Source organism: Micromonospora sp. NPDC048842 (assembly GCF_040649935.1).
In the GTDB taxonomy this organism is placed as follows: domain Bacteria; phylum Actinomycetota; class Actinomycetes; order Mycobacteriales; family Micromonosporaceae; genus Micromonospora; species Micromonospora hortensis.
In genome coordinates this window covers 15,283-36,178 of the sequence record NZ_JBEZGK010000002.1, presented here as the reverse complement: position 1 = coordinate 36,178, position 20,896 = coordinate 15,283, and the positions used below count along the sequence as shown (strand labels likewise).

The following is a 20,896-nucleotide window of genomic DNA, read 5'->3' as shown; positions in this document are numbered from 1 at the left end:
GGGGCAGGGGCACGCGCCCCGGTGTGGGGGGAGGAACGTCTAGAGGTCACCGAAGGTGTCGTAGCGGATGTGCGGCGGCGGCACGTTGTCCGCGGCGAGCACCCGCAGGGTGGACCGGACCATCCGGGCGGCACCGGAGACGAAGCAGTCGTGCGTGGTCCACGGGCCGTACCGGGCCACCACCTCCGGGATCTCGCCCTGCTCGCCGTCGAAGTCCGGATCCTCGCTGCACGCCGCGGTGACCGACAACCACGGGTGTACGGCCACCAACTCCTGCAACCCGTCCAGGCCGTACAGGTCGGCAGCCTGCCGTGCGCCGTAGAAGACGTGCACCCACCGGGTCCGGTTGAAGGTTGCCAACTCCTCCACCAGCGCCTTGATCGGCGCCAGCCCGACGCCGCCGGCCACGCAGAGGATGTCCCGTTCCGAGGCGCGGTCCAGGGTCATCGACCCCATCGGCGCCGCCAGGCGGAGCAGGTCACCCGGCCGCACCCGCCGCACCAGGGCGCCGGACACCCAGCCGGCCCCCGGAGACCGCACGTGGAACTCCAGCACGTTGTCGTCGTTCGGGGCGTTCGCCACCGAGTAGTTGCGCCACACCCGGGGGTGGTAGCGCGGCGCCTCCAGGCTCACGTACTGCCCCGCCTGCCAGCGCAGCGGATGCTGCAACGCCCGGCAGGTCAGCACGGCGGTGTCCGGGCCGTACCGCTCGTGGGTCAGCACCTCGGCGTGCCAGAACGGCGGGTCGTCGTCGGAGGCGGCACCGGCCACCATCAGGGCGGCGATGGCGGCGTACGCCTCCCGCCACGCCTGGTCGTACTCCAGGTTCCAGCCGTCACCGGCGGTGCTGCGCAGCGCGTCCAGCAGTGCGACGCCCATCGTGGCGTAGTGCCGCTCGTCGACGTGGTACTTGCGGTGGTCGCGGCCCAGCGCCCGGAGGAACTCGTCGAAGCTCTCCGGGTCGTCGACAGTGTGGATCGCCGTGATGATCGCTTCGAGTAGGCGGTCACCCTGGCCGGTCATCTGCACCGGGAAGAGTTGCCGCAGGGTGGGGTCGAGCAGGAACACTCGGGCGTAGAAGTGCTCGGTCAGCCGGACCCGGTCGTCCTCAACCAGGGTCCAGCTCTCCTTCAGCAACCGCGCGAGGTTGTCCATGGACGCTCCTCCTCCAGACGGCAACGGATCGGGCGCTCATAGAATCTCCACGGAGCGTGTCGACTGGTCGCACAGAATGTGCGATCGGCTCATGGTGGCCGGTCGGCCATGTCACGGGTGCCGTACGTCGGGCAGAGTGGTGCGGTGACCGTTGAGCTGACCCGCCCGGTGTCCCGCCGACTGCTGGGCACCGAGACGCTGCTGGTCCTCGGCCTCTCCCTCGGCCAGTCCGCGATCTACGCGGTGGTCTCGATCATCGCGAAGTTGACCGCCGACGGTCCGCTCTCCAAGCAGACCGCCTCGCTGAACACCTCGGCGTCGGCCCGCCCCTGGCTGGACCTCACGTACCAGCTACTCGGCATCGTGTTCGCGCTGCTGCCGGTGCTGCTCGCCGTACACCTGCTCAGCCGTGACCCCGGCGACCCGGCGCGGACCCTCGGCCTGGACGCCCGGCGGCCCGGTCAGGACGTGGCGCGTGGCGCCGGCCTCGCGGCGCTGATCGGCCTACCCGGGCTGGCGCTGTTCTGGGTGGCGGCCCACCTGGGCCTCAACGCCACGCTGGTGCCGGCCGCGCTGCCGGACGTCTGGTGGACGGTTCCGGTGCTGATCCTCGCCGCCGTGCAGAACGCCGTGCTGGAAGAGGTGATCGTGGTCGGTTACCTGGTCACCCGGCTGCGTCAGCTCCAGTGGCGGCTGGCCGCGATCATCGCGGCCAGCGCGCTGCTGCGCGGCTCGTACCACCTCTACCAGGGCTTCGGCGCGTTCGTCGGCAACGCGATCATGGGCGTCGTGTTCAGCGTCTTCTACCTGCGCACCCGGCGGGTGATGCCGCTGATCATCGCGCACACACTGCTCGACGTGTTCGCCTTCGTCGGCTACGCGCTGCTGCCCAGGGAGTGGTTCGACTGGCTCTGACCGGTCAGCGCCGGTCGGGTCGGTAGGCGGCCACCGCTCGGGCCGCGAGCCGGTCGGCCGCCGCCGAGTCACCCAACGCCGCCGCGAGCACCGCCGCGCCCGGCAGCAACCGGGCCACCAACCGCAACACCACCCAACCGCCTGCCTGCGCCGTGAGCGGCGCGGCCAACCGCCAGGCCGCCTCCGCCGTGCGCGGCCACGCCCCCTCGACCGGGTCACCCGCCGCCTCGGCGGCGGCCAGAGCCGCCGCCGCGCTCGCCCGATCCGGGTGCACCTGGGTCAGCACCAGCAGGTCGGCGGCCCGGTCGGGATGCGTCGGATCCTTGCCGTACGCCGCGGCCAGGTGCAGCACCAGCTCCGAGTGCGTCCACAGCACCGCCGCCAACTCGGCCAGCGGCGCGAAGAAGCCGGCCAGCGCGGCGGTCGCCCCACCCGCACCCGCCGAGCGGACGAACCGCCGGGTCGCCAACCGCGCCAGGCCGTCCGCCGAGGCGTCCGGATACCTGTCGCGCAACCCAGCGGCCCACCCGGCCGCGCCGGGCCCGAACGTCCGCACCGCGGCCAGAGCCAACAGCTCCGGTGCGAAGCCAGGGTGGTCGAGCACGCGCGCGGCGACCGCGCGCAGCTCCGATTCGGGGGTACGCCCCAGAGCCGGCTCAGCCTGCCGCACGGCGGGTGTTGCCGGTGCCAGCTGCGGCTCGGCGGGCGCCGTCTGCTGCGTGACCACGGGTTCGGGGGCGGGCTTTGTCGGCGTGGTGCTCTTTCGCGGGGTGGCCGCTCGCTTGGTGGTCTTCGCGGCTTTGGCCGGGGCCGTTGGCGTGATGGTGCTCGCTTCGCCGGTGGTGGTCTGCGCTTCGCCGGTGGTCTGCGCTTCGGTGGTGCTCGCGGCCTTGGTGGGTTTTGCGGCGCGCTTGCGGGGTGCCGGCGTGGCCGGGGTCACCTCGGCGGGCGTGTCGGCTGCCTGTCGAGGCAGGGGGCGATCCGGCTCCGGTGGTTGGAAGAGGACCGCCGGGGCGGCCTTGGCCCGTCGAGGACGCTGGGTCGCCGGGGTCGCCGGCGGCGGCGTCGACGCCTCAGGCTCCACCGTCTCGGTGGGCTCCTCGGCCACGATCGGCGGCCTGAAGGTGGCCCGTGGGGAGCGCCGAGGCGCTCGTTCAGCAGGCTCTCGACGGGTCGACTCGCTGGGCGGCTGCTCCTGCATATCGATGGAGCGTAGTCCCGATCACGCCGACGCACAGCGTGGAAACACGGGGGCGGGCGGGCCTCGGCTGGCGTACCCCGGAAGTCGTTTTGCTCCCGGTGGGTGGCGACCTGTATTCTCGGGCGCGGTGGTCTGAGGATCACCAGGGAGACTTCGCCTAGTCTGGTCTATGGCGCCGCACTGCTAATGCGGTTGGGGTCTTAAAGCCCCTCCCGGGTTCGAATCCCGGAGTCTCCGCGCGAAAGCCGGGTGTGTACACTGGCTGAGCACAAGCGCCCGTAGCTCAATGGATAGAGCATCTGACTACGGATCAGAAGGTTAGGGGTTCGAGTCCCTTCGGGCGCACAGCAGTTGAGCAGGGACAACGCCTCTTTGGCCATCGACGGAAGTCGACCAGAGGGGCGTTTTTCGTGCACCCATGGGTGCACACCCGGCCGCTGACGCGGGCCGGCCTGCGGCGGGCCCGAACGACGACCGACGGCGTTGCGGTTTCGTCCAGATACAACACAGGTATCCGGATGAAACCGCGCCTTGCCGGATCGCCGCCCGGACTCCGCCTCGGCTCGACCGCCCTTCGACGACGATCCTGCCCGATTCGGTTACTGGGAACGGCACGTACCCATCGACGATCGAGGCTGCGGGATGCGGCCGAAGAACCGCGCCGAATGCGAACCGGACCCCGAGGAACTCGGTGCCCGGCGGGACCGGTGCCGTAGTCGCCCTCATCTCCGGCCCGCGCAGGCTGGCGAGTAGACGTCCCTGCGCCCACGAGAGGATCAGATGCCAGCAGGTGCGTGCTGCGGACGTCATCGTCTCCTCCGCGTCAGAGCGGGTGCGCAACACGCGGTCGACGAGGCTCACATCGATCTCGGTGTCGCGATGCTCGAACCGCAACGCCATGGCCTCCTCCGTCTCCAATCTGCCGAGGTATCCCCCCCATGCGAACGCGCTTCATGATCGCCCTGGCCGTAGTCGGTCTGGGTGGGCTGATGGTCACCACCGGGTGCTCGTTCCAGGAGAGCATCTGCTCTGGTGGTGAATATCCGGCGATCGCTGTGGGCGGGCTGGGCGGCAGCGCCTGCTTCCCGGATGGGCAGGAACCGACCCCGCCGTACGTCCGCTACCCGGAGGGCAAGGTCCCGCAGCACGTCGACGACGAGTGGGACGTCTACTGGCGCAGCCACGGCATCGACGAGAACAACAACATCATCGATACCTGAACCGCCGCACCCGGAGGATCGTCGAACGCCAGAGGAACGACGGTTCGAGTCCCTACGGTCGTTCCGCAGACGGCATCCGGTCCCGCGCGGGTCCGATCTTCGTGACCGAACCTGTGCGGGACCGGATGCCTACCTCGTGCCACCCGAGTGCCGGGGCGATCGGATGATCAGCCGAAGCAGTTGGGCACCGGTGGTGAGCTCGGTGTGCAGTTCGTGGGCCGGTTGCCGCTGATCACCGTCTTCTGGTCCACGTTGACCTGGCCACCGTCGTTGAAGATCCCGCCGGGTGCCAGGATGGAGATGTTGTCGGTGACCTTGCTTTCGGTGAGGGTGAGCGAGCTGTTGTTGTAGATTCCGCCGCCCTGGGAGTTCGAGCCGATGGCCCGGTTCCGGTCGACGTGGGTGCGGCGTAGGACGACGGTGCCGCTGCCGTTGTAGACGCCGCCGCCGTGTTCGATGGTGCTGTTCGTGCTGGCGACGTTCTCGTTGATCCAGCTGTCCTCGGCGACGAACTGGCCGATCTGGTTGTAGACGCCGCCACCCCGTTGGCCGGCTTCGTTGTGGTGGACCTTGCCGTGCTTGAGGTGGAAGACGCCGTCGGAGAAGATTCCGCCGCCCTCGCTGCCGGCTCGGTTGTCGTTGACTTCGACGTTCCTGGCCTCGGTGGTGGAGTTGATGCCGCCGCGGATGCCGCCGCCACGGAAGCCTGCGGTGTTGTTGTCCAGGTGGACGTTCTCGAGCACGGCGACCTGGCTGTTCGACAACCCGCCACCAGCACCACCGATGGGCAGAACGGTGACGACCCCGATCGTGTTGTTGTAGCTCAGCCGGGTGTTCCGCACGGTGAGGTTGCCGTTGTTGTGGACGCCTCCGCCGTCGTACAGGGCGCTGTTGTTGCTGATGTTGCTGCCGCTGTCCTTCTTCTTGTCCCTGTCCTTGCCGTCCCAGTCCTTGCCGTGGTCGTTCCCGCCGAGGATCTTCGTGACGCCGAAGTTGGCGATACCACCGCCAGTGCCGTTGGTGTGGTTGTAGACCACGTCGGTGTTCTCGATGGTGGCCCTGCCGCCGATGTCGACCCGGATGCCACCGCCGCCGGCGCCAATCCCGCCGTCGGCTTGGCCGCCCTTGATGGTCGCGTCGCGCAGCGTCAGGTCGCCGCCGGCTCCGACCTCCAGGATCCGGAACGGGGTGGCGTTGGCCGCGCGGACGATGGTGGACCCGTTCCCGTCGATCACGACCTGCTGGGTGATGATCGGCAGGCCGACCGCACCGAAGGGCACCGGTGGCTGGGGTGCGGATCTGTTGAGCGTGTAGGTGCACTTCTCGGCGAGCCGGAGCTTCGCCCCGGAGTCGGCGTTCGCGCGGACGATCGCCGCGATCAGCTCGTCGGCGTTGCAGGGTACGGACCGGAAGTCGTCGCCCCTGTCGTCTCGATGGTCGCCGTCCTTCTTGTGGTCCTTGCCGTCGCGGCCGCCCGGGTCCCGGCCTCCGTGGTCGTCGCCGCTGCCCCGGTTGCCGTCGGCGAGGAGCTGCGCTCCGGCGTTGGAGGGGTTGCTGCCGCTCTTCCCGGTCGCTCCGCTCACCCCGGCCGGCGTGAAGGCGGCCAGACCGACCACTCCGGTCAACCCGGCCACTCCGGCGACGAGCCAGCGCACCCGGCGCCGCTTCGGCGGACTGGCCTGACCTGCCGCTACTTCGCTCATGTTCGGGTGCAGATAGTTGGACATCGAGCTACCTAGCCCTTCTCCGTACACCAGGTTTCCGCACGTCACAGTCGGCGCAGAAGGCGACAAATCGGTTGTCGCCACCAAGGCGAAGGTAGTCGAACGATCCTCACCTTAAATGGTGTTATGCGAAAAATGCCTACATTCGGCGTACGCGTCACTGGCGCCACGGCAGCCTCGCCATGCCCTTCTGTCCTGCCGACACCTCGTGCTCCAGTGGCCGCCCTGGCCAGGTGCCCGGGGTTGCCGGCGCTTGACGTGGGCCAAATCAGCGACAAGAATTTATAGGAATCGCTGTTAGCGTTAACAATCCGTCCCAGTGCTGCGACGGCATCGTCATGCCGATGTCGCGGCGGTCGCGACGGCCTGACTCCTCGGTCAGCACTACCACTGCAGGGGAGAAATCTATGCGAACGAGGGCAAGATGGCTCGCGGCGACTGCCGCACTCGGTGTTGTCCTCGCCGGGGTGCTGACCTCGACCGGCCCGGCCAACGCGGAATCCAACGGCGGGGTGCGGGTGATGCCCCTCGGCGACTCCATCACCGAGGGCACCCAGGTGCCGGGCGGGTACCGCATCGGGCTCTGGCAGCGCCTCGTCAACGGTCGATACACTGTGGACTTCGTCGGGTCGCAGTTCAACGGGCCGGCCAGCCTGGGTGACCACGACCACCAGGGACATCCCGGCTGGCGCATCGACCAGATCGACGCGAACATCGTCGGCTGGCTGAACACCCAACGGCCGCAGACCGTCCTGCTGCACATCGGTACCAACGACATCCTGCAGAACTACAACGTGAGCACCGCGCCGAACCGGCTCTCCACCCTGATCGACCGGATCACCACCACGGCTCCCACCGCGGAGGTGTTCGTCGCGCAGATCATCCCGCTTTCCAACAGCAACCAGGAGGCGGCCGCGCGCACCTTCAACGCGGCGATCCCCGGCATCGTGCAGAGCAAGGTGAACGCCGGCAAGCGTGTGCGCCTGGTCGACATGCACAGCGCGCTCACCACCGCCGACCTGATCGACGGCGTCCACCCCACGTCCGGCGGTTACGACAAGATGGCTGCCCGCTGGTACAGCGCGTTGCAGTCGGTGCCCGGCAGCATCGGCGACCCGGGCAGCGGCACCGGGCCGACGACCGCGATCGTGGGTGCCCTGTCCGGTCGCTGCGTCGACGTCCCCGGTTCTTCCACCACCAACGGCACCCAGGTGCAGTTGTGGGACTGTCACGGCCGCACCAACCAGCAGTGGACCTACACGAGCAGCAAGACGCTGACCGTGTACGGCAACAAGTGCCTCGACGCCGCCGGCTATGGCACCTCCCCGGGCACCCCGGTCACCATCTACGACTGCCACGGCGGAACGAACCAGCAGTGGAACGTCAACGCCAACGGCACCATCACCGGAGTGCAGTCCGGCCTCTGCCTGGACCCGTACAACGTGGGTACGGGCAACGGCACGAAGCTCGTCCTCTGGACCTGCACCGGTCAGACCAACCAGCAGTGGAGCCGCCGATAGCTCGTACGGTCGCGCCGGGTGGTCGGATCGCAGGTGATCCGACCACCGTCGCCTTCCCGCACTTCGCCGGCAATGAAGCTCTTGACCTGCCCGCGCTACCCCGTGGACGCCGCACGCCGGAGGCGCCAGGTGTCGGTGAGTGTGATGCCGACCAGGACGCCTACGGTGACGAGCACGACGAGGATCGGCGCCAGCGTGGTCATCGCGGGCGTGGTGCCGATCAGCAGTGCCAGCCAGGCCAGCCGCGACGGTGGGAGTTGGCCGAGCAGCACGTACTCGGAGCCCATCCGTCCGAGCACGAACAGGACCGGCCCGCCGACGATGAGGACGAGCCAGGTCGCAGGAGTGCTGCCGAGGGGTTCATGGAGAACGAGGTCCACCCCGGCCGAGGTCGCGATGATCCCGGTTATCACGACGGCGTAGACGTAGGGCGCGAGGCGAGCCGCCTGCCGCGGATTCTGGTGCGCGGACCGGTCGACGAGTTTGTTGCTCTGCAGCCCGTAGATCTGCCAGAACAGCAGCGCGGTGACGATCGCTGCGAAGAACGCGACGGTCCGAGCGGGGGTGTACACAGCGGTGGCGAATTGCAGCGTCGCCATCAGCGCCAGCTCGCCGAGGGCGAGAATGGCGATCTGCTGGTACCGCTCCCCGAAGTGGACGCTCAACTGACCGTACTGGTCGAGTGGTGTGCGGCCTCGTCCGGGCGTTGGGTAACGCAGCGCGGATGCCACGTAATCGACAATGAGAGCGGTGGCCCACAGGCCGGTGCGCCAGGCCGGATCGGTGAACGCGCCGACGAGCCAGAGGGTTCCGGAGACCACGAACCAGAAGAGGAACCGCTGGGCTCGAGCGTGCGCCCTGTGCGGGCGCAGCGCGACGACCAGCATGATCCCCCGTGCCAGGTGCAGGCCGACGTACGCGCTGGCGAAGAGGAGGCCGCGCCCGCCGTAGGCACCTGGTACGGCGACCGCCATCAGGACCACGCCGAATATCGTGCTGACGACCACAACCTGGATCACCCGTAGCCGGGGGTCGTAGTACTCGGTGTCGATGGCGGTGCCCGCCCAGGTCCACCACGCGGCCAGCAGCAGGATGACGCTCTGTCCCAGTCCGCCCCAGGTGGGTTTCATTGCCAACTGCATCGAGAGTTGCGCGAACATGGCGACGTAGATGCTGTCCGTGCAGAGAAAAGTGGGCGTAGGTGCGCCTGCCTGAAACGGAGGAATCGCATGCTCAGCACGTTTCACTCGCGGGTCCGAGCGGTTGCCGTCGTCGGTATGGCCGGTGTTGTGGCGGCGATCGGCGCGGTGACCCAGCACGCGTCCGCTGCCGTGGTAGCCGCGCCGGCTGCCGTGGGCGCCGACGCACGCCGGGTCGACATCCCGCACATCGCCTCGACAATCAAGCCACCGGCGGGATCGCGCCCCGTCGGCGCGTACGTCGTCACTCGCGGAACGCAGACCTACACGTGTGCTGGCGGCGTGTTCACCGGCGCATCGGTGCCGGAGGCGCAGTTGATCGGCACCGGCGGCCGGGTCCATCACTTCAAGGGCCCGAGCTGGCAGTCCGAGCGGGACGGCTCGCTGATCACGGCGAAGAAGACAGCGGAGAGCCCACGGCCGGGGACCATCCCCGAGCTGCTGCTGACTGTGGACACCCATGCCGGCACCGGCATTCTCGGCAACGTCGCGTACATCAGCCGTCTGCTGACGTCGGGTGGCGTCGCCCCGGCCGGTGCCTGCACCGACGGCACGACGGTGGCCGTGCCGTACGGCGCTGTCTATGTCTTCTGGGCCTCGAAGCGGTAAGGGTCTCGTCCCGGCGGAAGCCGCCCCTGCCCGGCCAGGCGGACGGGGGCGGCTTCAGCAGCGTCAGCCGTGACGGGGCGACAAGCCCCGGTAGTGGCCGCCTGATGGACGGCATCGACGGGATTCGGTGGGCGGGAGATAGGCTGCGGCCGGCGTCGGAGTGACCTAAGGGGACGGGTGATGGGCGGAACGGTTCGCGCGGTGGTCGCGGTCTGCGGGCATCTGGCGTGAGCGACGGGTTGCGTCCCGGTGACCCGGCACGCCTCGGTGAGTACGAGGTGCTCGACCGGCTCGGCGACGGGGGCATGGGCAGTGTCTTCCTGGCCCGTTCGCCGCAGGGGCGGCCCGTGGCGGTCAAGGTCGTCCGTGCGGAACTCTCGCACGACGAGGAGTTCCGGGGTCGGTTCCGTAGCGAGGTGAACCGTGCCCGCCAGGTTCCACCGTTCTGCACCGCGGAGGTCCTGGACGCCGACCCGGACCATGACCCGCCGTACCTGGTGGTGGAGTACGTCGAGGGCCCGAGTCTGGCCGAGGTGATCCGAACACAGGGGCCGCTGGGGGCGGCGCGCCTGCACAGCATCGCGGTTGGGGTGGCCACCGCGCTCACCGCCATCCACGGCGCCGGGGTGATCCATCGCGACCTGAAGCCGGCGAACGTCCTGGTCGCACCGGGTGGGATCAAGGTCATCGACTTCGGCATCGCCCGAGCGTTCGAGGCGACGAGCCAGCACACCCGGACCAACCAGATGGTCGGGACCGTCTCGTACATGGCTCCGGAGCGGTTCGAGACGGCTTCCGGCCGTCCGGCGGGCCCGGCCGCGGACATCTTCGCCTGGGGCGCCCTGGTCGCCTACGCCGCGACCGGCCGCAGCCCGTTCGGGGGCGACTCCCCTACCGCCACCGCGATGCGGATCCTCACTCAACCGCCGGACCTCACCGGTCTCGGTGGGCCGTTGCGGGAGTTGGTCTCCCGGGCGTTGGAGAAGGACCCCGCTGCCCGGCCCACCGCCCGGGAGTTGCTCGACGGGTTGTTGACCGCAGCGCCTCCGGTGGGTGCCGGCGGGCCGGCCCAGCTCCTGGGCGCGACGCCGCCGAACGTGTCGCCCGCCGCCGATGGTGATGATCAAGGCGCGCGGTCGACGCCGTCGGGTCTGGGCACGGCCTCTCGCGCGGGTTCACGTCGGCGTGGCTGGCTCACGGCGCTGGGGGCGACCGCTGCGGTGATCGCCGTGCTGGTGCCCGCTTTCCTGTTTGGCCCAAAACTGTTGGGTGGGCAGTCCAAGCCGGACCGGGCCGCCTCGACGCCGAGCGGTGGCCCGGCGACGAGCGGTGGCCCGGCGACGAGCGGTGGCCCGGCGACGAGCGGGCCGGCGGCCACGGCGTCCATGCCCGCGTCGGGCAAGCCGTCCGCCTCACCGTCGGCAAGTGTGGACCCCACCCAGGCCATGCTGGCCGGTCAGCGGCGATTCCTGCTGCACGTGGTGGAAATCGACCGCGATCTGTCGCTGCCCTCTCACGGCGAGCTCAAGGTTGGTGACGGGACCGGCAAGGACGCGCTCTTCGTGCTCGAACCGGTCGGCGTCGATTACATGATCAAGTCCGTCAACCCGGACATCGCCCACCGACCGTGCCTCGGGGTCAAGCTCGACTCAGAGGGGTACAAGTCTCTCGTGGGAGCCGACTGTCGGCCGACCAAGGCGACCCTGTTCGCGATATCCCGTGAGGGCGAGGACGACAAGCGGCGCCCCTCCTACGCCATCATCAGCGAGGAGTACGGCCCGGTGCAGTGGAGCCCGACCAAGAGGGAGATCTTCGTCGAGTTTCTCGGCGACGCCCCGCTGAACACCACGTTCAGCCTTGTCGATCGAGGCGCGGTCTGACTCGGACGTACCCCGGCTCCTGCTGACCGGCCACCCGGTGGGCCTTGACCCGCACGGCGATCGCTTCCTGGCGGTCGCCGCGCCAGCGCGCCTGCCGGCCGACCCGTCAGGCTGAGTTCACCGGCGCCACCAGCAAGCCACCGGCAATGGGCAGTCGTCGATGTTAACGCGCTCGCGGGGACCTCCTCAAGGGTCCGATGGTGGTCCTGACCGGGGATCTGGGGCGATGCCTGCGGGAATGCCGTTCAAGAGGTCCCACCCCATGATCCACAGCCCGACAACGGCAGATGTTCCCAGCACATTACGTCTTGACGAACGGCATGTTATCGCTCACAGTCGATGCCTAAGGACGACGACACCTTGGCTTTCCGGGCAAGCCCTGCTTCGTCGATCTCGAATCAGGCGTGCGCTACTGCTCGCCGGCGTCTTGTTAGCGCTAACTCTCTGACGCCTGCGCGCTCGGCCACGCGTCGCGGTACGCCCACCCTCGGGCAGGCCGTTCGGCTCTTGGTCACTGGAGGAGGATCATGTCTGCCCTCGATAGGTCTCCATCGATCGCAACGCCGTCGCGGCGGCGTTGGTGGTTGCCCCGCATCCTCGCCGCCAGCGCGGCGGCATTGATGGTCGGTGGTGCCGCCGTAGCGGTGGTGTCGTCTCCCGCCGCTGCGGCGTCGGTCGACACGAACGCGTGGTACGTGCTGGTCAACCGCAACAGCGGCAAGGCCCTGGACGTCTACAACCTGGCCACGAACGACGGTGCCCGGATCACCCAGTGGGCCCGCAACAACGGCAACCAGCAGCAGTGGCAGTTCGTCGACTCCGGGGGTGGCTACTACCGAGTGAAGTCGCGGCTGTCCGGCAAGGTGCTGGACGTCTCGGGCTTCTCGACCGCCAACGGTGGCAGCATCGTGCAGTGGAGTGACCTCAACGGCACCAACCAGCAGTTCCGGCTGGCCGACTCGGACAGCGGCTACGTCCGGTTGATCAACCGGAACAGCAACAAGGTGATGGAGGTGCAGGGCGCCTCGACCGCCGACGGCGGAAACATCGTGCAGTACGACGACTGGAACGGCTCGAACCAGCAGTGGCAGTTCGTCCGCGTCGACGGAACCACGCCGCCGCCGACGACGACTCCGCCGCCGGGCGGCACGTGCGACCTTCCCTCGACGTACCGGTGGTCCTCCACCGGAGTGTTGGCGAACCCGAAGTCGGGCTGGGTGTCGCTGAAGGACTTCACGGTCGCCCCGTACAACGGCCAGCAACTGGTCTACGCCACCACGCACGACTTCGGTAGCAGCTGGGGCTCGATGAACTTCAGCCTCTTCTCGAACTACTCGCAGATGGCCTCGGCCACCCAGAACACGATGAACTCCGGCACTGTCGCGCCGTCGCTCTTCTACTTCGCGCCGAAGAACATCTGGGTGCTCACCTACCAGTGGGGTGGCACGGCGTTCTCCTACCGGACCTCCACCAACCCCACCAACCCGAACGGCTGGTCCGCGGCGCAGCCGCTGTTCACCGGAAGCATCACCGGCTCCGGTACCGGCCCGATCGATCAGACGGTCATCGGTGACGGTACGAACATGTACCTCTTCTTCGCCGGCGACAACGGCAAGATCTACCGGGCCAGCATGCCGATCGGGAACTTCCCGGGCAACTTCGGCAGCAGCTACACGACCATCATGAGCGACACGCAGAACAACCTGTTCGAGGCCGTTCAGGTCTACAAGCTGCAGGGTCTGAACAAGTACCTCATGATCGTCGAGGCGATCGGCTCGACGGGCCGCTACTTCCGTTCGTTCACGGCGACCAGCCTGAACGGTTCGTGGACCCCGCAGGCCGCGACCCAGAGCAACCCGTTCGCGGGCAAGGTCAACAGCGGCGCGACCTGGACCAACGACATCAGCCACGGTGAGCTGCTGCGCACCAACGCCGACCAGACGATGACCGTCGACGCCTGCAACCTGCAACTGCTCTACCAGGGGCGTTCCCCCAGCTCCGACGGCGTCGACTACGGCCTGCTGCCGTACCGGCCGGGTCTGCTGACCCTGCAGCGCTGACCCGATTTGATCAAGATCGACTGACAGGGAACGGGCGGGCTCGGCGTCACGCCGAGCCCGCCCGGCTCATGTCAACGCTGCGACTGGCCCAGGCTCATCGGATCGGCGTGCCGGTGACACAGGTCAGCACCCGGCCCTGACCACGGGTGGCGCTCGATGTGGTCGTGGTGAAGCCGTGGGTCTCGAGCAGTGCTTCGGTCGCTGTGAGGTTCGCGGTGGCGTGCGCTTCGGTCGGTCGCTCGCCGAAGACGTAGAGCCGGCCTCCCGGTGCCAACAGGCTGCGTATCCGCGCGATCTGCTGCGCCGCGTCGCCCAACCAGAAGAGGCTGACGTTCACCGCAAAGATCTTGGTGAAGTGGCTGGTCGGAAGGTCGGCCGACTCGAAACCTGCTCGCCGGATCTCGGCTCTACCGGCGTCGATGTGGCTCAGGTTCCGTTCGGTCGCGAGCCGCACCGCCGTCGCGGCGCGGTCGATGGCGACGATCCGACCGGTGGTGAGTTGGCCGGCGACCAGGGAGACGGCAGCTCCCCGACCGCAGCCGATCTCCAGCACCTGGTCGTCGGGCGCGACAGCCATGATCTGCACCGCCCAGCGCTGCCGATGGGCGGGCGTCACCCGAATCGGTTCGTTCGCCGCGGGCGTCGTGCCAGCGCCGGACGAACCCGGAGCGCGGGTCGAAAGAGTGGACCTCACGACGTCACTCGCCGGTGCCTTCTCTGCTCACACCTCTGATTCCACCCTCTCGGCGGAGTCGGTGCACCGTGTCCTCGGTCACCGCGCCGGATCGAGCGGCGCGACAGCGTCAATCGCCGGCGCCTCACCGCCTGAGGCGCTCGGATCGGGTCCGGGGCGGCGGCTCCAGCAGCCGCCACCCCGGACCGGGCAACGCGTCAGGCGATCCGGTAGGCCCGCTGGATCGTCTGCGTGACAGTGTTGCCGGCGGTGTCGGTGGCGGTCAGTCGCAGCGAGACGAACCCGGCCCGTCGCGGATGACTGATCAGCGCGACGTTCCGGATCACCGGCAACGCAACCCACGTCCGGCCGTCGTCGAACGACGCGGACACGGCGAGCTTCCGGTTGGCCGCGGCCTTCGAGCCGGCCTGCCGGTCCAGCGCCACCGGGATCGTCATGACCCGGCCGGCCCGTGCGGTGTTGGTGTCGTCGAGCACTGGCGTCGGGCGAGCAGTGGTCAGCGGCAACCGCTCCGGCGACGTGGTGTGCGCCGAGGTGAAGGTCCAGGCCACCGAGACCGACGTCGACAGGGTGTCCGGTGCGCCTCGGGTGGCGGTCGCCTCCAGCCGGTAGGTGGCCTTCCCGGCGGGCACCGCGAACTCGGCCCACGGGCTGTCCGAGGTGCCGATCTCCTTACCGTCGCGCAGCAGCCGGAACCGCACCGGCTGGTCGTCGCGGCTCGCGGGGCGACCGGTCGCGTCGCCGAACAGGGGCACCGACGCGATCGAGATGGCGTCGCCGTCGCGGCCCGCGTACCCCAGGGGTGACAGGGTCGGCGCCTGGGTCACGGAGGGCCCGAAGGGTGCCGCGTTCCAGGTCTGGGTGTACGTACGCCCCGACCTGACTGTCGAATCCTGCGTCGTGAGGTTGTCCCCCTCGACGAACGTGGACGTCCAGACGATGCCGCCGTCGGTGTTGTAGTACTCGGTGCCCTTGAACGGCAGGTCGACAGGCGTGTTCGACCCGATCGGGCCCGCGCCTCCGGGCGCCGACGCGCGGTGGAACCGGGTTGCCGTCGCCGTCGTGGACTGGCTGCGGTAGGTCGTCTTGACAGTGGCGAGGTTCTTCGGTGACAGCTTCCTGGTCAGGCCGGTGAACATGTCGCCAGTGCCGACGTACGCCAGGTCGTAGGTGTAGGGGCTGTTCCGGAAGGTGCCGTCAGTGCCCGGCCGGGCGAGCCCGACGCCCAGCGTCGCGGTGAACTCGGGTGCCGTGACGGCGGGCCCGAGCCGGCCGAAGAAGATGTCAGTGAAGGAGACTCCGCTGAGTTGGACGCCCGGGTAGCGCATGCCGTCGTCCCAGTTGGCGCTCACGTTGATCGAGATCGGCGCGGCGTCGCGCTGCGGCACCGTCAACGCGACCGGCTTGGCGTTGCGGGCGTCTACCGCCTCGGTGACCGGGCCGCGTACGTCCAGGACCGGCTGCGCGAGCAGTGTCGACACGGCACCCTCGTGGATGGTGCTGTACAACGCGTACCGACCCTTGGGCAGCCGCAGGACGCCGCCGCCCGGTGTCGCGGGGAGGGTGCTGAACTCTCCGGTGGTCAGGTTCGCCGCCACTGTCGTGTACTCGGTGGCCGGCCTGCCGTCGCGTCCGGTGTGGTTGAGCCGCACGTCGTAACTCTCGATCTCACGGTTCAACACGAAGGGCGTCCGTACCCGCAGGTCGCCGGCGGCGGTCGCGGTCAGCGCGCCCTGGTAGACGCCGTCCGGGGCGTCCACCCGGGTGTCCACGGTGATCGTCGCCTTGGCGCTGCCGCCGGCCGGCACCACGAGCGTGGCCGGGCTGACGGTGAGCATGCCGGCCGGGGCCGGAGCGATTGCCAGCGTCAGTGTGACCGGCGCGGTGCCAGAGTTGCGGTAGCCGACGACCTGGGTGATCGGGCTGTCGTCGGCGTGCGGCCAGCGCTGTACCGGAAAGTCGATGGCGGCGATGTCGGTGGCGACCGGCTGGGCGACCGCGCGGGCGATGTCCACCCGGCCGGCGCCCTGCTCGTAGATCGTGTCCTCGCCGGTCGGTTTGGCCGAGTCCATCAGGGCGGCCTTGAGCTGCGGGCCGGACCAGTCCGGGTGCTGCCCGGCGAGAATCGCGGCGGTGCCGGCCACGTGCGGGGTCGCCATCGACGTACCCGACATGGTGGCGTAGTCACCGCCCGGGGCGGCGGCCACGATGTCGACGCCCGGCGCGCTGATCTCGGGCTTGATGTGGTTGTCGCCGACGCGCGGGCCCCGGCTGGAGAAGTAGGCCCGCTGGTCGTCGGCGTCCACGGCGGCGACGGCGAGAGCGTCGTCGGCGGAGGCCGGCGAGGAGACCGACTTCGGCTTCCCCTCGTTGCCGGCCGCGACCACGAAGAGGGTGCCGTACTCGTGGCTCAGCTCCTGGACCGCGGTCTCCAGCGGGTCGAGGCCGGGTGCGTCGTCGCCGCCCACGCTGAGGTTGACCACCCGGGTCTGCGGCGCGAGCCACTGCATGCCGGTGATGATGTCCGAGTCCTGGCATTCGGTGGTGGCGCAGACCTTGCCGACGAGCAGTTTCGCCCCTGGCGCGACCCCGCGATACCTGCCGCCGGAGGCGGCACCGCTGCCGACGATCGTCGAGGCCACGTGGGTGCCGTGGCCGACCGCGTCGCTCGGGTCGTTGCCGCCGGTGAAGTCCCGGACCTCGGTGAGGTGCCCGGCGAAGTCGGGGTGGCCGGCGTCGATCCCGGTGTCCAGCACGCCGACTGTGACGCCGGTGCCGTCGAAACCGGCCTGCCACGCCGCCGGGGCACCGATCTGCGGCACGCTGCGATCGAGGGAGACGGTGCGCTTGCCGTCCAGCCAGATGTGGGTGACGCCCGTGGTGAGGGTGCGAGCGGACGTCGTACCTCGGGTGAGCGACGTCCAGAGCGTCACCCGGTCGTCCCGGTCCGCCCGGACGGCGAGCGCGTGCGCGGCCGGAAGATCGGCCCGCACCCGCCCGGCGCCCCCGGTGGTCGCGGTCCGTGCCCGCGCCGCCATGTTCTCGGGGTACGCGACCAGCAGCGGCAACTCGGCTGCCCGGTCGTCGTAGCCGAAATCGCCGAGCGTGCTGAGGTCGAACAGACGTCGATCGAGCCGCCCGTCTCGCACCAAGGGCATCGCGTCCACCGGGATGACGTACTGGTGACCGTCCTCCCGGCTGCTCACGAACCGCATGCCGGCCCGACCCGGCCCGCGCTGGATCTGTGGGCGCCCGGCCGCGTCCAGCGAAACCCGGTCACCGGTGATCAGGGTGAAGGTTCCGTGGGTGCCGGGGGCCGTGGCCGTCGGCGTTTCCTGCGCGTTCGCCGGTTGGGCGATCAGGCCCGCCGCAACCAGCGCGGTCGCGAGTACGCCGGCTGTCAGGGCGCGTCGTTGCCGTCGTCGCACATCGTCCTCTCCGACACGGGCGTCTCCCGGGTCGGCACGATGACGCCTGACCAGGTCGTTAGGTTGATCACCCTGGTGTGACAGAGGCCACAATCGCACCCCGCGCCGACGTGAGCTGTCCACCCTGGCGAGTTCGATGCGGCGGTGACCAGGGGACGAGGCATGGGAGGGCACCGGTCGGATGCGTGACGCCGAAGAGTTCGACGCCCTCTACGCGGCCTGCGCGGGTCGGGTCGTGGGTCACGTGTACGCGCTCACCGGCAACCGCGCCGAGGCGGAGGACGCCGTCGCCGAGGCGTTCATGCGGGCCTGGCAGCGATGGGCGACGGTGCGGGAGACGGACAGTCCGGAGGCATGGGTACGCCGGGTGGCCTCCCGGATCGCGGTGAGCAGCTGGCGCAAGGCGTTCAACCGGGTACGCGCACACCGCCGGGCCGCTGTCGACCAGGGCGTGCCCGGACTGAACGAGGACCACGTCGCACTGCTGCAGGCGCTGCAACGGCTGAGCGCCAACGAGCGGCGGGCGGTTGTGCTGCACCATCTCAACGACCTCAGCGTCGCGGAGGTGGCAGCCGAGATGGAGGCCCCCGTCGGAACGGTGAAGACGTACCTCGCCCGTGGTCGGAGAGCGATGGCCGGGTTGCTGACCGATGCGCACCAGGAGGAGACCTCCCATGGCTGATCCGCGCGACGATCTCACAGCGATCGTGGACGAGGTCCGGCAAGTCACCACGCTGCCGGGGGCACAGACGTTGCGGCACCGCAGCGACCGGCGTCGGCGGCGTCGGGCGGCCGTCGGCGCGGCGGGACTGGCCGTGGTGGCCCTCGCCGTTGGCACCGCCCTGGTGCGGGTACGGGACAACGTCGAGACGCCCGGTGTCGGTCCGGCCACCCCTGTCGTACCGCCAGTGGTCCCGTCCGAGACCGCCTCGGCGGGACCGCAGGAGATCCTCGGTGGCCGGCGGCAGGTCCAGATCCTGCTGCCCGGCATGCGCGGGGCCACGTTGGCGATCGACAGCGACGGCGACCAGGTGCGGGCCACCACCGAGCAGGGCATCGACGATCGGGCGCTGTGGGTGCTGCGCCCCGAGGGCGACAGGTACCGGGTCCTCCTGGCGTCCGGTGCCGACGCGATCTGCATGACGGTCGTGCACGACGCAGCGCCGGGCAGCGTACGCGGCCGGGCGTGTGATGCCGCCGCCTCGACGCAGCTCTTCCGGATCGATCAGGTTCCGGACGGCAGCTACTCGATCTTCCATGGCAGGCGTTACGTCCAGGTGGTCGACGGCACCAACGCCCTGGTCCCCGACCTGCCCGAGGGCCTGACCACCACGTACGAGTTCCTGGACCGCGGGCCGAGGTGAGCGGCCTCGACGGCGGGCCGCGATCGTGGCGTCGGTGTGGTGCGGCGCGGACGTGATGCCGCCCGTCGAGCCGGAGGCTGGCGTCGAAAGGTTTCGATGATATAGGGCCGAAACTTTCGGAAAAAAATTGACACTCTGCGATGGGCCGGCCCAGGCTTGACGTGGCTGGCAATCGTGATCATCGATCTCGCTTCGTCCCTTCCTGTAATCACCACCTCGGAAGGAGACCTCTAGTGACCATTCCCTCGGGCCGTTCCAGGACCCGGTCCATTGTCGTCGTGCTGGCGCTGGCAGCGCTCACTGTCGCCGGATCGGTATCGGTAGTGACACGAACGACGAACGCCCACGCCGCAGCAGGCACGCTGGCCGTGGCAGTGGAGGACGAGGGCGTCGACTGCGCCGTCGCCGGTCTGCCGGACCTGGGCTCGCTGCCCACCAACGCCAAGCTCCCCGACCCCTTCAAGAAGCTGAACGGGACGACCATCACCGCCAAGTCCGACTGGCGCTGCCGGCGGGCGGAGATCAAGGAGCTTGCCGAGAAGTTCGTCTTCGGCGACAAGCCGGCCAAGCCCGCCACGGTCACGGGGACGGTGTCCAACAGCACCATCACCGTCAACGTGGCACACAACGGCAGGAGCTCCACCTTCTCGGCGCGGGTCGAGCTGCCCAGCGGCACCGGTCCCTTCCCCGCCGTCGTGGTGGTCGGCGGGTTCGGCGCGGACACGGCCACCATCAAGGCCGCCGGTGCTGCCGTGATCAGTTACGACCCGTTGGCAGTCGGGCGCGAGGGCACTCCCCGGAACAACAAGCAGGGCGCGTTCTACAGCATCTACGGCTCATCGAGCAGCACCGGACTGCTCGCCGCCTGGGGGTGGGGCGTGAGTCGAATCATCGACGTCATCGAGCAGTCCGACAGCAGGATCCTCAAGGCGGACGCGATGGGCGTCACCGGTTGTTCCCGTTACGGCAAGGGCGCCTTCGCGATCGGTGTGTTCGACCAGCGCATCGCCCTGACCATGCCGATCGAGTCGGGCAGCGCTGGCGTCCCGATCTTCCGGGGTATCCCGGGTGAGGGCGCGCAGAGCCTGAGCAGCGCATACGGGGAGCAACCCTGGCTGGGCGACGCGTTCGGCTCCTTCACCGGCAGTCCGAACCGGCTCCCGGTGGACACCCACGAGATGGTCGCCATGGTGGCACCGCGCGGGCTGTTCATCATGGACAACCCGCACATCGCCAACCTCGGCCCCCGGTCGGCGAGCGTCGCGGCCCTGGGCGGCGCGGAGGTCTACAAGGCGCTCGGCGCCGGCGACAACATCACCTACTGGTCAGACGTGCAGGACGGCAGCCACTGCGCCAACCGCTCCGAGTGGCGTACCCCGTTGCAGAACAACATCCGCAAGTTCCTGCTGAGGACGGGCAACGAGCCGGGTGTGATCCGGATTTCCAGCAAGGCGCTCGGCCGGTTGGCCGACTGGCGGGACTGGCCGACGCCGGTCCTGACTGACGGCCCGACCACCCCGCCGCCGACCACCCCGCCGCCGACGACGCCGCCGCCGACGACGCCGCCGCCGACCACCCCGCCCCCGGCCGGTGGTGGCTGTGCGGCGACGGTGTCGGTCAACCAGTGGACGGGCGGTTTCGTCGCCACGGTGCGGGTGAGCGCGGGCACCGCGCCGGTCAACGGTTGGACGGTCACCATGACTCTGCCGTCGGGCGCCAGCATCACCAGCGTCTGGAGCGCCAACCGGAGCGGCAGCACCGGGACCGTTCAGTTCACCAATGTCGCCTACAACGGCGCCATCGCAGCGGGGCAGTCGACCGAGTTCGGTTACCAGGGCAGCGGGACCGGTGCGGGGATGACTCCCACCTGTTCCGCGGGATGACCGCAGGCCCGGTGCGGAGGGTCATCGCCTCCGCGCCGGGTCGC

At 69.4% G+C, this 20,896-nt stretch carries 15 protein-coding genes and 2 tRNA genes; 11 read left to right on the top strand and 6 right to left on the bottom strand.

All coding sequences use genetic code 11. The annotated features are described in order from the left end of the window. Positions 1-39: 39 nt before the first annotated feature. Positions 40-1,155: a globin domain-containing protein gene (locus AB0C19_RS02630; protein WP_357178366.1), complete on the bottom strand. Its 1,116-nt coding sequence runs from the start codon at positions 1,153-1,155 to the stop codon at positions 40-42. 144 nt (positions 1,156-1,299) lie between these two features. Between AB0C19_RS02630 and AB0C19_RS02625 the strand changes: the two genes are divergently transcribed. After that, positions 1,300-2,070 carry a CPBP family intramembrane glutamic endopeptidase gene (locus AB0C19_RS02625; RefSeq protein WP_357178363.1) on the top strand — a complete coding sequence of 257 codons (771 nt, stop codon included), beginning with the start codon at positions 1,300-1,302 and terminating at the stop codon, positions 2,068-2,070. Positions 2,071-2,074: 4 nt separating this feature from the next. Here the strand turns inward: AB0C19_RS02625 and AB0C19_RS02620 are convergent, their stop codons facing one another. Beyond that, positions 2,075-3,178: a hypothetical protein gene (locus AB0C19_RS02620; RefSeq protein ID WP_357178360.1), complete on the bottom strand. Its 1,104-nt coding sequence runs from the start codon at positions 3,176-3,178 to the stop codon at positions 2,075-2,077. A gap of 239 nt (positions 3,179-3,417) precedes the next feature. Between AB0C19_RS02620 and AB0C19_RS02615 the strand changes: the two genes are divergently transcribed. The 3 genes from AB0C19_RS02615 (at position 3,418) to AB0C19_RS02605 (ending at position 4,491) form a co-directional block, all read left to right on the top strand. Further along, positions 3,418-3,508, top strand: a tRNA-Ser gene (locus tag AB0C19_RS02615). A gap of 35 nt (positions 3,509-3,543) precedes the next feature. Beyond that, positions 3,544-3,616, top strand: a tRNA-Arg gene (locus AB0C19_RS02610). A gap of 593 nt (positions 3,617-4,209) precedes the next feature. Continuing rightward, positions 4,210-4,491 (top strand): hypothetical protein, encoded by a 282-nt coding sequence (locus AB0C19_RS02605; RefSeq protein ID WP_357178357.1) that lies wholly within the window; start codon positions 4,210-4,212, stop codon positions 4,489-4,491. Positions 4,492-4,658: 167 nt separating this feature from the next. On the opposite strand, the gene AB0C19_RS02600 is transcribed toward AB0C19_RS02605, so the two are convergent. Beyond that, the gene (locus AB0C19_RS02600; protein ID WP_357178354.1) at positions 4,659-6,218 is read right to left on the bottom strand and encodes a hypothetical protein; all 1,560 of its coding nucleotides are present in this window, start codon (positions 6,216-6,218) and stop codon (positions 4,659-4,661) included. Between the two features lie 404 nt (positions 6,219-6,622). On the opposite strand from AB0C19_RS02600, the gene AB0C19_RS02595 reads away from it, so the two are divergent. Beyond that, a complete protein-coding gene (locus AB0C19_RS02595) occupies positions 6,623-7,735 on the top strand; it encodes a ricin-type beta-trefoil lectin domain protein (protein ID WP_357178350.1) in 1,113 nt (370 codons plus the stop codon). 95 nt (positions 7,736-7,830) lie between these two features. On the opposite strand, the gene AB0C19_RS02590 is transcribed toward AB0C19_RS02595, so the two are convergent. Beyond that, positions 7,831-8,895, bottom strand: a complete 1,065-nt coding sequence (locus AB0C19_RS02590) for a low temperature requirement protein A (RefSeq protein WP_357178347.1) — start codon at positions 8,893-8,895, stop codon at positions 7,831-7,833. A gap of 69 nt (positions 8,896-8,964) precedes the next feature. Here AB0C19_RS02590 and AB0C19_RS02585 point away from each other — a divergent pair, with 69 nt between their 5' ends. The 3 genes from AB0C19_RS02585 to AB0C19_RS02575 all read left to right on the top strand — a co-directional run bounded on the left by AB0C19_RS02585 (position 8,965) and on the right by AB0C19_RS02575 (position 13,483). Beyond that, entirely contained in the window at positions 8,965-9,543 is a 579-nt protein-coding gene (locus AB0C19_RS02585; protein WP_357178344.1) for a DUF3455 domain-containing protein, read from the top strand. 227 nt (positions 9,544-9,770) lie between these two features. Continuing rightward, positions 9,771-11,423 (top strand): protein kinase, encoded by a 1,653-nt coding sequence (locus tag AB0C19_RS02580; protein ID WP_357178341.1) that lies wholly within the window; start codon positions 9,771-9,773, stop codon positions 11,421-11,423. Between the two features lie 527 nt (positions 11,424-11,950). Continuing rightward, complete coding sequence (locus AB0C19_RS02575; protein WP_357178337.1) at positions 11,951-13,483, top strand: non-reducing end alpha-L-arabinofuranosidase family hydrolase; 1,533 nt, start codon at positions 11,951-11,953, stop codon at positions 13,481-13,483. A gap of 94 nt (positions 13,484-13,577) precedes the next feature. On the opposite strand, the gene AB0C19_RS02570 is transcribed toward AB0C19_RS02575, so the two are convergent. Continuing rightward, positions 13,578-14,060: a class I SAM-dependent methyltransferase gene (locus AB0C19_RS02570; RefSeq protein WP_357178334.1), complete on the bottom strand. Its 483-nt coding sequence runs from the start codon at positions 14,058-14,060 to the stop codon at positions 13,578-13,580. Between the two features lie 314 nt (positions 14,061-14,374). Beyond that, positions 14,375-17,605 carry a S8 family serine peptidase gene (locus AB0C19_RS02565; protein WP_357178331.1) on the bottom strand — a complete coding sequence of 1,077 codons (3,231 nt, stop codon included), beginning with the start codon at positions 17,603-17,605 and terminating at the stop codon, positions 14,375-14,377. Between the two features lie 181 nt (positions 17,606-17,786). On the opposite strand from AB0C19_RS02565, the gene AB0C19_RS02560 reads away from it, so the two are divergent. From AB0C19_RS02560 to AB0C19_RS02550, 3 genes are all read left to right on the top strand, one after another. Beyond that, on the top strand, positions 17,787-18,287 hold the full coding sequence (locus tag AB0C19_RS02560; RefSeq protein ID WP_238687504.1) for a sigma-70 family RNA polymerase sigma factor: 501 nt from the start codon (positions 17,787-17,789) through the stop codon (positions 18,285-18,287). Then, positions 18,280-18,969, top strand: a complete 690-nt coding sequence (locus AB0C19_RS02555; RefSeq protein WP_357178327.1) for a hypothetical protein — start codon at positions 18,280-18,282, stop codon at positions 18,967-18,969. Before AB0C19_RS02560 ends, AB0C19_RS02555 begins: the two co-directional genes overlap by 8 nt. A 233-nt stretch (positions 18,970-19,202) precedes the next feature. After that, complete coding sequence (locus AB0C19_RS02550) at positions 19,203-20,852, top strand: cellulose binding domain-containing protein (RefSeq protein WP_357178324.1); 1,650 nt, start codon at positions 19,203-19,205, stop codon at positions 20,850-20,852. Positions 20,853-20,896: the final 44 nt, after the last annotated feature.